Annotated in this window: 15 protein-coding genes and 1 pseudogene; 7 read left to right on the plus strand and 9 right to left on the minus strand. The window is 72.4% G+C overall.

All coding sequences use genetic code 11. From position 1 onward, the window contains the following. Positions 1-27: 27 nt before the first annotated feature. Positions 28-558: a SigE family RNA polymerase sigma factor gene (locus ACGF5U_RS17095; protein WP_392818543.1), complete on the plus strand. Its 531-nt coding sequence runs from the start codon at positions 28-30 to the stop codon at positions 556-558. Then, the gene (locus ACGF5U_RS17100) at positions 558-1,289 is read left to right on the plus strand and encodes a hypothetical protein (protein ID WP_392818545.1); all 732 of its coding nucleotides are present in this window, start codon (positions 558-560) and stop codon (positions 1,287-1,289) included. The genes ACGF5U_RS17095 and ACGF5U_RS17100 overlap by 1 nt, the downstream gene beginning before the upstream one ends. A gap of 38 nt (positions 1,290-1,327) precedes the next feature. On the opposite strand, the gene ACGF5U_RS17105 is transcribed toward ACGF5U_RS17100, so the two are convergent. After that, positions 1,328-2,482: a right-handed parallel beta-helix repeat-containing protein gene (locus tag ACGF5U_RS17105; RefSeq protein WP_392818546.1), complete on the minus strand. Its 1,155-nt coding sequence runs from the start codon at positions 2,480-2,482 to the stop codon at positions 1,328-1,330. Positions 2,483-2,806: 324 nt separating this feature from the next. Between ACGF5U_RS17105 and ACGF5U_RS17110 the strand changes: the two genes are divergently transcribed. Further along, complete coding sequence (locus tag ACGF5U_RS17110; RefSeq protein ID WP_392818548.1) at positions 2,807-3,007, plus strand: hypothetical protein; 201 nt, start codon at positions 2,807-2,809, stop codon at positions 3,005-3,007. A 123-nt stretch (positions 3,008-3,130) separates the two neighbouring features. On the opposite strand, the gene ACGF5U_RS17115 is transcribed toward ACGF5U_RS17110, so the two are convergent. The 4 genes and pseudogenes from ACGF5U_RS17115 to ACGF5U_RS17130 form a co-directional block, all read right to left on the minus strand. Next, positions 3,131-3,373, minus strand: a complete 243-nt coding sequence (locus tag ACGF5U_RS17115; protein WP_392818550.1) for a hypothetical protein — start codon at positions 3,371-3,373, stop codon at positions 3,131-3,133. Positions 3,374-3,475: 102 nt separating this feature from the next. Then, positions 3,476-3,622 (minus strand): annotated as a pseudogene (locus ACGF5U_RS17120) (LD-carboxypeptidase); the annotation flags it as partial. 107 nt (positions 3,623-3,729) lie between these two features. After that, positions 3,730-4,725: an iron-containing redox enzyme family protein gene (locus tag ACGF5U_RS17125; protein ID WP_392818552.1), complete on the minus strand. Its 996-nt coding sequence runs from the start codon at positions 4,723-4,725 to the stop codon at positions 3,730-3,732. Continuing rightward, positions 4,722-6,374 carry an FAD-dependent oxidoreductase gene (locus ACGF5U_RS17130; RefSeq protein ID WP_392818554.1) on the minus strand — a complete coding sequence of 551 codons (1,653 nt, stop codon included), beginning with the start codon at positions 6,372-6,374 and terminating at the stop codon, positions 4,722-4,724. Before ACGF5U_RS17130 ends, ACGF5U_RS17125 begins: the two co-directional genes overlap by 4 nt. A 60-nt stretch (positions 6,375-6,434) precedes the next feature. Here ACGF5U_RS17130 and ACGF5U_RS17135 point away from each other — a divergent pair, with 60 nt between their 5' ends. The 4 genes from ACGF5U_RS17135 to ACGF5U_RS17150 all read left to right on the plus strand — a co-directional run bounded on the left by ACGF5U_RS17135 (position 6,435) and on the right by ACGF5U_RS17150 (position 8,991). Continuing rightward, positions 6,435-7,091 (plus strand): HemK2/MTQ2 family protein methyltransferase, encoded by a 657-nt coding sequence (locus ACGF5U_RS17135; RefSeq protein WP_392818555.1) that lies wholly within the window; start codon positions 6,435-6,437, stop codon positions 7,089-7,091. After that, positions 7,075-7,398 carry a CDGSH iron-sulfur domain-containing protein gene (locus ACGF5U_RS17140; RefSeq protein ID WP_392818557.1) on the plus strand — a complete coding sequence of 108 codons (324 nt, stop codon included), beginning with the start codon at positions 7,075-7,077 and terminating at the stop codon, positions 7,396-7,398. Before ACGF5U_RS17135 ends, ACGF5U_RS17140 begins: the two co-directional genes overlap by 17 nt. 28 nt (positions 7,399-7,426) lie before the next feature. After that, positions 7,427-7,660: a DUF6480 family protein gene (locus ACGF5U_RS17145; protein WP_392818559.1), complete on the plus strand. Its 234-nt coding sequence runs from the start codon at positions 7,427-7,429 to the stop codon at positions 7,658-7,660. A gap of 143 nt (positions 7,661-7,803) precedes the next feature. After that, positions 7,804-8,991 carry an acyl-CoA dehydrogenase family protein gene (locus ACGF5U_RS17150; protein ID WP_392818560.1) on the plus strand — a complete coding sequence of 396 codons (1,188 nt, stop codon included), beginning with the start codon at positions 7,804-7,806 and terminating at the stop codon, positions 8,989-8,991. Positions 8,992-9,217: 226 nt separating this feature from the next. Here the strand turns inward: ACGF5U_RS17150 and ACGF5U_RS17155 are convergent, their stop codons facing one another. The 4 genes from ACGF5U_RS17155 to ACGF5U_RS17170 form a co-directional block, all read right to left on the minus strand. After that, positions 9,218-9,811: a DUF4097 family beta strand repeat-containing protein gene (locus tag ACGF5U_RS17155; RefSeq protein WP_392818562.1), complete on the minus strand. Its 594-nt coding sequence runs from the start codon at positions 9,809-9,811 to the stop codon at positions 9,218-9,220. An 80-nt stretch (positions 9,812-9,891) separates the two neighbouring features. Next, entirely contained in the window at positions 9,892-10,683 is a 792-nt protein-coding gene (locus ACGF5U_RS17160) for an ABC transporter permease (RefSeq protein WP_392818564.1), read from the minus strand. Further along, on the minus strand, positions 10,680-11,648 hold the full coding sequence (locus ACGF5U_RS17165) for an ATP-binding cassette domain-containing protein (protein ID WP_392818566.1): 969 nt from the start codon (positions 11,646-11,648) through the stop codon (positions 10,680-10,682). Before ACGF5U_RS17165 ends, ACGF5U_RS17160 begins: the two co-directional genes overlap by 4 nt. A 187-nt stretch (positions 11,649-11,835) precedes the next feature. Further along, the gene (locus ACGF5U_RS17170; RefSeq protein ID WP_392818568.1) at positions 11,836-12,708 is read right to left on the minus strand and encodes a DUF4097 family beta strand repeat-containing protein; all 873 of its coding nucleotides are present in this window, start codon (positions 12,706-12,708) and stop codon (positions 11,836-11,838) included. Between the last annotated feature and the right edge of the window lie 28 nt (positions 12,709-12,736).

Here is a 12,736-nt window from a genome sequence, read left to right on the forward strand (position 1 = left end):
ACGACGAAACACAGGAAGAGGCCGCCCGTGGGCACATCCACCGATGACGCCGCCACGGAGTTCCATGCCTTCTTCGAACGCCACTACGCCGACCTCGCCCGCTTCGCCCACCTCCTCACCGGCGAGGCCGACGCCGCCGACGACCTCGCGGCCGACGCCCTGCTCGCCCTGTGGCACCGCTGGGACCGGGTCCGCGCCGCCGACCACCCGGCGGCCTACGCGCGCGGTGTCGTCGCCAACCTCGCCCGCAGCCGAGTCCGCAGCGCCGTACGCGAACGCCGCCGCGTCGCCCTGTTCTGGGACCGCCGCTCCGACCGCTGCGACGACCCCGACATACCGGCCGTCGTGGACGTCCAGGAAGCCCTGCGGCGGCTGCCGTTCCGCAAGCGCGCCTGTGTCGTCCTGCGCCACGCCTTCGACCTCTCCGAACGGGAGACGGCCCTCGCCCTCGGCGTATCGGTGGGTACGGTGAAGAGCCAGACGTCCAAGGGCCTGGCCCAGCTGGAACGACTCCTGGGCGGCCGAGCCGCCTCGCACCTGGTCGGAGGGAGGAAGTGATGGACCACGTCGAGCGCCGCCTGCGCGAGGCCGCCCGCGCCCACCAGCCCGACCGCGCGCGCATCCTCGCCCGGGTCGAGCGCGGGATGACCGACACGCCGGCCGTCGAACCTCCCGCCCGCCACCGCCCGTTCACCGCCCCGTGGCTGCGGGTCGCCGCGGCCACCGCCGCCGTCGCCGGCGTGCTGGCCGTCGGCGGCTTCGTGGTGGGCGGCGTCCTGCGCGACGAACCTCCGGCCACGACCGCGGGCCCGGCGCCGACCGACGCGCCCCGCACCCCGGTGGCCCCGCCCTCCGGCTCGTCGGCGCCCACCGCGCCCCCGGCCACGGAGGGCGTGTCCCGCCCGCAGGACGGCTTCCTGCGCGGCGAGGGCGCCGTCGACCCGCACAGCAACCGCTGGTGGGCCCAGTCCAACATCACCTTCACCACCGGCGCGCCCCTCAAGGCCCTCACCGTCGAACTGCGTGTCGCCCTGACGGGGGGCATCGGCGACACCGGCAACTGGCGCTCCCTGCCCGCCGACGACTTCACCGTCGCCGTCCGCGCGGACGGCGACGCCCTCGTCTACACCTGGACCCTCAAGCCCGGCCGTACCGCGCCCGCGGGCCGGCATGTCTTCGCCGGCCAGTACAACCACGCCGAGGGCGGCCGCGATGCCCGCGGCGACCGCTACACGGTGACGGCGACGGCCACCGACGGAAAGCGGGCGCGGGTCGGCGGCGGCTTCTGAAGCCCGCCGGCCGAGCCGCGCCCCGCGCGGGACGGGGCTCAGCCCATCGTGGCACCGACGCTCGTGGACCCCGTGGTCAGGAACGTCGTCGCGGGCAGTGAGCCGTCCGGCCCGCGCGCCCCGTACGCGCGGGACGCGTCGGTCGACCGGAACGGCGGCGTGGCGACACCGCTGTCCCAGTTGTTGCGGGCGGAGACCGTACCCGGGCCGAGACCGGCCCTTCCACCGGCGTCGGACACCGCGAGGTTGCCCGCGAGCCGCGCCGCGCCCGTCGTGAAGGAGAAGCCCGCCCCCTCGTTGACGTGCGTCGTGTTGCGGTTCAGCGAGATCGCGCCCGTGTTGCCGTTCCCGGTGAAGCCGTGCCGCGCGTTGTCCCACGCCGCGCTGGCGGTGACCAGGTGCGCGGCCGTCGCGCCGCCGCCGCCCAGTGCGAAACCGTTGCCTTCGCCTTCGAACGCCGGATCGTTCCAGCGGTTCTCGCCGTTGCCGAACGCCCAGGTGTGCTCGATGGTGACCGTGCCGGCCCACTGCCACAGGTCCAGCCCGTCGTCGGCGTTGTCGAACAGCCTCGCCCCGGTCACCTTGTTGTTCGTCCCGGATCCGAACGTGATCGCCAGCCCGTCCGCGTTCTGCCCGTGGTTCGCCGCGTCGTAGTTGCCGTACGAGTCCAGGTTCCGGATCAGGTTGTCCGACGTGCCGTCGCCGCGCAGCGTGAAGCCGCTGCCGCCGTTGCCGTTGGTGACCAGGTTCTCGAAGATCCCGCCCACCGACGAGGTCGCCACGAACCCCTGCGCCGGCGCGTTCTGGAAGCGGATGTTCCGAACCGTCCAGTGGTCGCCGTGGAGCCCGGCCAGCGAGGACCCCGACGGCAGTCCGGACCCGTCGATCCTCACCTGCTCCGAGCCGTACGCCATGAGCGTGATCCGGTGCGTCGCCGTGCCGTTCGCCGTCGAGGTCAGGGTGCTCGTCGGGTAGTACGTACCGCCGCGTATCTGGATGGTGGTGCCGGCCGTGGCGTTCGCGACGGCGTGCCGCAGCGCGGCCGTGTCCGACACGACGACGGTGCCGACGGCGCGGGCGTCCTCCTGCGTCAGCCCCAGCCATACCCCTGCCGCCCCCGCCGACACGGCGATGGCGGCGGAGAGCGTGAGCGTACGGGTACGGCGGCGGTGGCAGCCTGCGCGGTGACTCAACGTCGGTCCCTTCCTCGGAAACGTCTCGCGACGTCGTCCGGTCGCCACCGGACGCGGAAAGGTTGCCTGGGCTCGGGCGAAGGCCGGGACGAGCGGGGGCCGGGCGGGGCGACGGGGCGGGGCGGGGCGACGGGGCGGGGCCGGGCGGGCGCCGTCGGCTCACCGGCGGTGACGGGCGGGGCGCACCGAGTGCCGACGTGGCGGCCGGCGGGTGATCGGCGAGTGGAAATCGGGGCGATTCGGCGTGGATCGCCCGCTTGACGGGGATGCGTTCCGGGACGGCGCGGACGACAATGACCAGTGCAGGACGAACTAGGAGGCGGCATGAACGCTGAGCCCGATTCGACCTTCCGGCGGGAGGGCGTCACCCCCGACGGCCTTCTGCACAGCGGCGCCGAAGGAGAATTCTCCGCCGAAGACGTGGTCCTCGCCTCAGGGCGGGACGTCAATCCCAAGAACCTGGCGTGGGCCGAACGCAGGATGGCCGAGAAGGGCAAGGCGGCCCTGGACGAGCTCCTGCCCTGACGAAGAGTTTCCGTTCCGACCGAGCGGCCGAGCCGGACCGGCACCCGCGCTGTACGCCGCCCCTGTGGGCGCGCGTCCGGCGGTGCCCGGCCCGGCCGTCGCCGGTCGGTGGGCTGCCGTCGGTCAGCCGCCGATGGGCAGGCCGCCCGTGGGCAGACCGCCCAGGAGACCGCCGGCGACCGGCAGGGAGGAGGCGGGGTTCCCGCCCTTGGTGGCGCCGTCGGTGTTGAGGCTGCTCATCACCGGCCCGCCGATGGCGGGCGCTCCGGCGAGCCCTTCGGCGGAGGCCGGGGCGGCGGCCGCCAGGGTCGCTCCGGCGATGCCCGCGCAGACGGTGATGAGACGGATACCGGGACGCTTGCTCATGTGTCGCTCCTGACGAGAAAAATCGGGTAAGGCTGCAAAACCGTGTGAACGGCTGGTCTGTGCAACGAGTCCCGGCCGCAGACGACACTGCCGATCGCCTCCTCAGTCGAGCGTCTGCCTGAGTTCGTCGCGCGCCCCCGTGCACACGACACGCCCCCGCGCGCCATTGACGATCGGCATGTACGGCGGTACGTGCCCGCACTCGACATCGGCGATGACGGGCGCCCCGAGCGGCCCGAGCGCGTCGAGGCTCCCTTTCGCGTCGAGGCTCCCCTTCGCGTCGAGGTTCCCCTTCGGGCGGTGCGGCGGACGAGCTGCGGCGACGGCTGGCCGCCGCAGCTCGTCCGACAGCGGATTCACCCGGTCCCGAGCGGCATCCGCAGCGACGTCCGGCCCTCGTCCCACGCCGCCAGCACCCCCGCCCCCCACCGCTCGTCCAGCAGCGCCGTCGCGCGGATCCCGAACACCACGTCCGGCGCGAGACCCGGTTCACGCTCCAGCAGACCGCCGAGGACCTCGCGGCGCAGCACCTGCTCGTGCACCGCGTCGGCCTCGATGTGCTCGGTGAAGAACCGGACGCACCGCTCCTGGGCGCCCAGCCGCTCCAGCGCCTTCGCCATCCGCCGCGCTCCGGGCGGCGAGGTGATCTCCAGAACGGCGAAGTTCCCCGCGGCCGCGCCCCTGAGCGCCCGGTGCAGCCCGAACAGCGTCATCACGTTGACGGTGGCCAGGGTGGTGGCGGGGGCCGCGTCCAGATAGCGGCCGTACGCCGGGTCGAGACCGGCACCCGCCATCAGCTCGGCGAACAGATGGGCGTGCACCCGCTCGCCGCGGCCCGCGCCGAACTCGTCGTACTCGACCGCGACCAGCGCGGCCTTCGCCCGGCCCTCCAGGCGCGGGATCAGCCACGCCTGAGGGTCGGACTCCTTCAGCTGGTACAGCGAACGGTGCGCCAGGTACTCCCGCATCAGCTCCCACGTACCCGCGTCCATCAGCCGGTGCGACACCCCGCGGCCGTCGACGGGCTCCTCCAGGAGCGGGGCCAGCGCGGCCTCCACATCGCCGTCGGCGGGCACCTCGGCGCGCAGCGCCGCCAGGAACGCGTCCTCCATCGGCCGCCGCAGCGCCAGCAGGGCCGGGTCCCACTCCCGCTCGTCCGCGACGCCCTCGATGGAGCGGTAGTGCGGCTCGTACGCGAGGTACAGCGCCAGCTGGAGGTCCTCGCCGAACGGGTCGGCGTCCTCCGCCGGCGCCGGAACGCCGCCCACCGCGCCCGCGCCGCCGTCCGGACCGGTCAGCAGCACGCGCCGTACCGCCTCCGACAGCGGACCCCGGGCCTCCGGAAGCCTCATGCCGTGTCCTCCTCGCCCCGGCCCGGCGCGCCCTCGCCCTGCCCGCCCTCGTCCCGCTCGCTCGGCGTACCGGACCCGTCGCCCCCCGCGGGCGCCTCGGCGCCTTCGACGTCGAACCTCTCCAGCGGCCGCACGGCCGGCCCCTCCACCACCTGGCCGTCCGTGTCGAACCGGGAGCCGTGGCACGGGCACTCCCAGGCGCGCTCCTCGTCGTTGAAGTGCACGACGCACCCCAGATGCGTACACCGCGCGGACACGGCGTGCAGCGTCCCCGCGTCGTCCCTGTGCACCGCGAGCCGCCGCCCGCCGACGCGGACGACAGCGCCTTGACCGGGGCCGATGTCATCCGTGGAGTCGGCGTGCGCGCCGGGCATCCGGTCGCCGACGTAGTGCCGCGTGACCTGCGCCTGGAGGCGCAGCAGCGCGGGCGCCTCGTGCAGCGGCCGCAGCCGCACCGGGTCGTACAGGCTGGTCCAGGCGGGGTCCCGGCCCCGGATCCGGGCCGCGAGGAGCTCGCCCGCCATGACACCCCCGCTCATGCCCCAGCCGGCGAAACCGGTCGCCACATAGGCGTGGTGAGCGCCCGCGTGGAGCCTTCCCACATACGGCAGCCGGTCCGTGGTCCAGTTGTCCTGCGTCGCCCACCGGTGGGTGAACTCCACACCGTCGAACCTCTCCCGCGCCCAGGACGCGAGCCGCGCGAAGCGCTCGCCGACCTCGCCCTCCTCGGCCGTGCCCGGGGTGAACTTCTCACCCGTGACGATCAGCATCCGGTGCGCCTCGTCGCCGTACGGCGCCGTCCGCACCGAGCGTGTCCCGCCCTCCGGGGTCAGGAACACGCCGCCCGGGTCGCGGTCCGCCGGGACGGGGCCCGCCACCACCAGTTCCCGTTTCGGCTCCAGCCGGGTGAACAGCAGCGCCCGGTCGAAGACGGGGTAGTGCGTGGCCACGACGACATCGCGGGCGACGACCGTGTGACCGCCGTCCGTGGTCACCCGGCACGGTGTGCCCTCCTTCAGACCCGTCACCCGGGTCCGCTCGTAGATCCGGCCGCCGAGCCTCTCCAGGTCGGCGGCGAGCCCCAGCAGGTACTTGCGCGGATGGAACTGGGCCTGGTCCTCCACCCGGACCGCGCCGGCCACCGGGAACGGAAGCGGCGTCTCGGTGACGTAGGAGGCCGGCAGCCCCGCCTCCCGTGCCGCGTCCGCCTCCTCACGCACCTGCTTCGTCCGCGCGGGGTCCTCGGTGTACGTGTAGCCGGGCAACCGCTCCAGATCGCAGTCGATGCCCAGCTCGTCGGCCACCTCGGCCACATGTTCGACGGCGAGCTGCTGGGAGCGGGCGTACAGGTGCGCCGCGCGGGCGCCGTGCACCGAGCGGATCTCCGCGTACGCCATACCGTGCAGCGCCGACAGCTTCGCCGTGGTGTGCCCGGTCACGCCCGAGGCGATCCGGCCGGCCTCCAGCAGCACCACGGAATGCCCGGCTCGGGCGAGTTCCCACGCCGTGCACAGCCCCGCGATGCCACCGCCCACCACGGCCACCTCCGTATCGACGGAACCGTCGAGCGGCGGACGGCCCGGCCCGGGGGCGTACTCCATCCAGAGCGAGCCGGGAGCCGAGGCCCACTGCGGGGTCCAGGACGTCATGTCTGTCTCCTCCTGCCGATCATGCCGTTTCGCCGGAGAGGTCCGAGGTACCCGCGTCGCATGCCCCTACTCCGAACCGACCGTGTCTACACGCCCCAGGAGGACACGGAACTGCTCGCCAGGGCCGCCAGGGCGGAACTGCGCGCCCTGCGCCGCGGCCGCCCTGCCGAGGTCCTCGACGTCGGCACCGGCTCCGGGGCGCTGGCCCTGGTCGCGGCCCGCAGCGGCAGGGCCCGGGTGACCGCCGTCGACATCGACCGGCGGGCCGTGGAAGAGGCGCGCCGCAACGCCCGGCGCCTCGGACTGCCGGTGCGGGTGCTCCACGGCGACCTCACGGAGCCCGTCGCCGGGCGCGGCTTCGACCTGATCCTGTCCAATCCGCCGTACGTCATCTCGCCCGGTGCCGCCGGGGACACCGACCGCAGCTGGCACGCCGGCGCCGACGGGCGCGACGTCCTCGACCGGCTCTGCGCCGAAGCGCCGGGGCTGCTCCGGGACGGCGGCGTCCTGCTGCTGGTGCAGTCCGCGCTCAGCGACGTCGGCGCCACCCTGGACGCGCTGCGCGCCTCGGGGCTGCGGGCCGGTGTGGAGACCCGGGCGACGATCCCGTTCGGGCCGGTGATGGAGCGGCACGCCCGCTGGCTGGAGGCGCGCGGCCTCATCCGGCCCGGCGAGCGCGTGGAGGACCTGGTGGTGATCCGTGCCGAGCGGAGGTGAGGGGACGGCGCCGGAAGCGCGCACGGCCGCGCGGGTCGTGATCGACCCGGCGGGGCCGCTGCTGCTGGACGGGCCGGTGGAGGTCAGGCTTCCGGACGGTACCGTCGTGCGCTCCGACCGGTTCAAGGTCGCGCTGTGCGTCTGCCGCCGCAGCCGCCGCTACCCGTGGTGCGACACCAGCCACCGCCGCAGAAGCCGCCGGGAGCCCGGGAAGGCCGAGGAGCCCGGGGAGCCCGGGAAGGCCGAGCCCGGGGGAGAGGACGACCGGACGGACGAACCGGAGGCGGGACCCCGGGAACGTGATTGAACGGGCCGGGGCTGCGCACTCGTACCCCATGACCCACGCGAACCCCGACCCCGACCCGTACCGCACCCCTGGACTCGACTCCGGAGGGTCCGTCCCGCCCGGCGAGACGCCCCCCGCCGAAGGGAGCACCCCGGGGGCGGGCCCCCAGGAGACCCACAACCCGACGACCGGCTGGGCCAAGGCCCCGCTGATCCTGATCCTGCTGGTCGCCGTCCTGGTCGCGGCGATGTTCGCCGCCATGGCGCTGATCATCGCCCTCTGAGGCCCGACGGAACCCGAGCAGCGTCCCCGACCGGGCGTGCCGCCCACCCGGCCGGAGGGGTGTCGTCGGCCTTCCGCATTACTGAAACGCGTTCTACTCTGTGCGCCCCGCGGTACTCGTGCGAGCGGCCTGGAGGAAGAACCGTGCACCTCGCGTACACACCCGAGCAGCGGCGGCTGCGCGCCGAACTGCGCGCCTACTTCGCCGAGCTCGTGCCCGACGACGCCACGTCCCGCTTCACCGACCACGTCACCCAGAAGCGGTTCTACCGCGAGACCATCCGCCGCCTCGGCACCGACGGCTGGCTCGGCGTGGGCTGGCCGCGCGAGTACGGCGGGCGCGGCATGACGGCGATGGAGCAGTTCATCTTCTTCGACGAGGCCGCCCAGGCGGGCGTGCCCCTGCCGCTCATGGCCCTCAACACCGTCGGGCCCACGATCATGCGGTTCGGCACCGACGAGCAGAAGGCGTACTTCCTGCCCCGCATCCTCTCCGGCGAGATCGACTTCGCCATCGGCTACAGCGAACCCGACGCCGGCACCGACCTGGCCTCCCTGCGCACCCGAGCGGTCCGCGACGGCGACACGTACATCGTCAACGGCCAGAAGATCTGGACCACCAACGGCGACACCGCCGAATGGGTGTGGCTGGCCGTCCGCACCGCCCCCGTCGAGGAGGGAGTGCCCCCGCACCAGGGCATCACCATGCTGCTCGTGCCGACCACCGAACCCGGCTACTCGTGCACGCTCATCCACACCCTGGCCGGCCACGACACCACCGCCAGCCATTACGACGACGTCCGTGTGCCCGTCTCCCGCCGCGTCGGGGAGGAGAACCGGGGCTGGCGCCTGATCACCAATCAGCTCAACCACGAACGGGTCACGCTCGCCGCGCACGGCACCACGGCCATCCGCGCCCTGGACGACGTGCGGCGCTGGGCCGCCGACACGGAACTCGCCGACGGACGCCGCGTCATCGACATCGGCTGGGTCAGACAGCGCCTCGCCCGCACCCACGCGCGGCTCGACGCCATGAAGCTCCTCAACTGGCGCATGGTCAGCGCGGTCCAGGACGGCACCCTCACCCCCCAGGACGCCTCCGCCGTCAAGGTGTACGGCTCCGAGGCGCGCCGCGACGCCTACGCCGCGCTCATGGAGGTCGTCGGCGCGGCGGGCCCGCTCAAGGAGGGCTCGACCGGCGCCGTCCTCCGCGGCGACCTGGAGCGCGGCTACCGGTCCGCCGTCATCTTCACCTTCGGCGGCGGGAACAACGAGATCCAGCGGGAGATCATCTCCTGGGTCGGCCTGGGCATGCCCCGCGTACGCCGGTGACGCGGTGACGCGGTGACGCGTGACGTCACGGCGGACCGCGCCGCGTCGGCGGGGCGGGGTGGGGCGGGTCAAGGACGAACGGGCCCCTGCCGTCGCATCGAGACCGAGCGTGGCTCACATCTCCCCGGGGCTGTCGATGTCAGTGCTTCCGAAGCCCGAAGCCCGAAGCCCGAAGCCGCGTCGACCGGTTCGCCGTCTGTGCTTCGGCGATATGGATGTCGCCGGCTCAGGTGTGCCCGTCGACATCGCGGTGCGCGTGGGCGGCCACGAAGTCGGCATCGCGCCCGCGGAGACGGAGATCACCGGTGACCTCACCGATCTCCGTCTCGCCGTACTCGTTGGTGATGTCGGCGCTGCCATCGATGCGGCGGATCCGGATGACACCGGAGTCACTGGTCACCTCCACGCTGCCGACGACCCGTCGGACAGAGACGTCACCGCTGTCCGTGGTGACGGTCAGCGGGCCTGTCTCGTCCAGGGCGATCTCACCACCGTCGGTCCGGAAAGTGCACGCGCCGAGCCTGCCCACCCCTCGCACGTCTCCTTCCAGAACCACCGCATTCACACGGGAACCTTCGGGAAGGCCGATTCTGACGCGGATCGACTCTCCGAAACCCAGCCAGCTGGCCCAGGTCTCACGTGGGGGCGGGCCGTCGATGGCAAGGCGGTCGCCTTGGTGGCTGATGCGGACCCGCGACGGATCGTCTATGCCGGTGGTCGACACGACGGTCTCCGACCGGTCGCTCGCAAGCACCAGCAGATCGCCGACGGGAAGGCTGACCGTGATCGAGACCCCATCGGGGGTCGAGAAGCTGCGCATGATGTACGTCCTTGGCGGGCGGAATGCGGCGAGGCCGCACGGGGCGGCGGGAGCGTCGGCGTCCGTGTCGCCGACCGTGCTCAGGTGTGGCGGGGGTCGCGCTTGTAGAGCTTCTTCGACCACAGGTAGCCGGCCAGCGCGATGACGAGGCACCAGGCGACCGCGAGGATCCAGTCGTTGCCGACCGGCTGGTCGAGGAGCAGGCCGCGCAGCGTCTCGGTGATGGGTGTGAACGGTTCGTTCTCGGAGAACCAGCGCAGGCCGGGGGCCATCGAATGGGCCGGGACGAAGGTGCTGGACATGAAGGGCAGGATCTGCATGACCATTGGCAGGTTGCTCGCCGAGTCCACCGTCTTCGCCAGGAGGCCGAAGCCGACGGCCACCCAGGTGAGCGCGTAGCTGACGAGGGCCAGGAGGCCGAAGGCCGCGAGCCACTCCAGCACGCCCGCCCGCGGCCGGAAGCCGACGAGCAGCGCGATGGCGATGACCACGACGGTGCTGACCATGGACTGGACCACACTGCCCACCACATGTCCGGTGAGGACCGAGGCACGGGAAATGGGCATGGTGCGGAACCGGTTGATGATTCCCTTCGTCATGTCGGCGGCGACCGCGATCGAGGTTCCCATCGCTCCGACGGTCAGTGCCAGCAGCAGGATGCCCGGGGTGAGGTAGTCGACGTACTCGATGTTCCGTCCCGATTCCCCCAAGCCGTCGCCGAGGGTGCTGCCGAAGGCGAAGACGAACAGCAGCAGCAGGACGACCGGCATGACGACGCTCCCCAGGAGCGTCGAAGGGTTGCGCAGGGCGTGCTTCAGGTTGCGGCGCACCATCTCGGACGAGTCGTGCAGGGCGAGCGGGAGAGCGCTCATCGGACGGCCTCCTGCTTTCCGTTGTCCGCTGCCGTCTGGCTGGTCAGGGTGAGGAACACATCGTCGAGGTCGGCGTTGTGCACCGACATGCCGACCGGGGTGATCGATGCCGCGTCGAGCCGGTCGAGTACCTGGCGCATCGACCGCAGCTCGTCCGCGTTGGGTACCCGCAGGCTCAGCGTCTCCTCGTCGACGTCCGAGGTGGCCAGGACGCTCGCGGCCAGGGCGAGTCGCTCCGCCGAGTCGAAGGTCAGCCTGATGTGGCCGGTGGGCGCGAGCTGCTTGAGCCGGGTCGGAGTGCCCTGCGCCACGAAGCCGCCCTGGTGGAGCACCGCGATCTCGTCGGCGAGTTCGTCGGCCTCTTCGAGGTACTGCGTGGTGAGGAAGATCGTCACGCCGTCGGCGACGAGCTCACGAATGATCGCCCACATCGTACGCCTGCTGCGCGGGTCGAGGCCGGTGGTCGGCTCGTCCAGGAAGATGATCCGGGGACGGCCCACGAGAGTCATCGCCAGATCGAGCTTGCGCTTCATCCCGCCGGAATAGGAGCCGGCGAGCTTCTTGGCATCGTCGCCCGCCAACTCGAACTGCTCCAGCAGTTCATCGGCGCGCTGCCTGCTCTCCGCGGGGGAGAGGCGGTAGAGCCGGCACATCATCAGGAGGTTCTCCTCGCCGGTGAGCAACTCGTCCACCGCCGAGAACTGCCCGGTGACACCGATGGCCCGGCGGACCTCCTCGGGTTTCTGCCTCAGGTCGTGGCCGGCGACGTGAACAGTGCCGGCGTCGGGGCGGATGAGTGTGGAGAGGATCTGCACCAGGGTCGTCTTACCCGCGCCGTTCGGGCCGAGTAACGACCAGATACGGCCTGCGGGGACTTCGAAGTCGATGTCGTCGAGAACCGGCTTGTCGCCGTACGACTTGCGCAGCCCGGTGACCTTGATGGCGGGTGGACCGGTCGGTGTCATGGCCTTTTCCTTTTCGGTCGGGAATTCGGGGCTCGCCGCGGCCTCGGTTCGAGGGCGCGTGGTGCTCTGGGTCGCGAACGCTGTCCCGTCGCCGGGACACCGCGCGGTCACCCGGGCTTGTGGCGCAATGTTGCGCCTGTAAGGCGCCATGGCGGTGAGTGGGCGAGGGTGTGCGACGTTCGGGGGGTCAGCCGGACGCCTGCGGGGACGCCGCCGCGCGGTGGATCATGATGTCGCCGTGCCTCGACCGGGCGCGCACCTTCACCATGTCCCCGTGCGGCGAGGGGCCGTCCTTCGCCTGCATGGTGTTGCGTACGGATCCCATGGAGCTGTGGGCGTCGATCCAGGCGACGGAACCCTCGCCGATGCCGATCTCGATCTCTCCCGACCCCGTCAGGAGTTCCGCCTCGCCCCGCTGTACGCGTCCGAGGCGAATGGTGCCGCCGGCGGTCTTGGCGGTGACGCCCTCTCCCGCCTCGTCGACGAAGATGCTGCCACCGGCGGTACTGACGTGCAGGTCGCTTCCGCTCTCGCCGATCCAGACGTCGCCGTTCACGCCCTTGACGACGGCGCTGCCCGAGACCCTGGTCAGCCGGGTCTTCCCGGACACCCCGTTGACGTTGGCGTATTTCGACACGTCGCCGACCGCGATGTGGGCGAACACCGTGTCGACGTGGAGGAGCTCGACGTGATCGAGGTGGACCTCGCCGGACACGCAGTCCAGCCGGACGTCCTTGAGTCGTCCCTCGGTCCTGACCTCCGCCTTCGCGGCCTCGACCTGCACGCTGGAGCCGGCCGGAAGCTCGATCGTGACGTCGACGGACGCCGAGTTGCCGAAGACGCCGCTGAGCCAGTGCGGTTCCGGCGCCTTGATCAGCAGTCGGCCCGACGCGTACTCGACGGCGGTCTGCTCGGCCGCCTTGGCGTCGGCTGCCGAGGACCGGTTGGCTGGGCGGACGTGCACCACGGTGTCGGCGCGGTCGCCGGCGACGACCGACAGCCTGCCCTTGTTGAGGGTGACGGCGACGGTGATGGGCTTCGGGGTGGAGAACTCGGGCATGAGGGACCGTCCTGTCATGGTCGTGTAC

Source organism: Streptomyces sp. NPDC047886 (assembly GCF_043204435.1).
GTDB lineage: Bacteria > Actinomycetota > Actinomycetes > Streptomycetales > Streptomycetaceae > Streptomyces.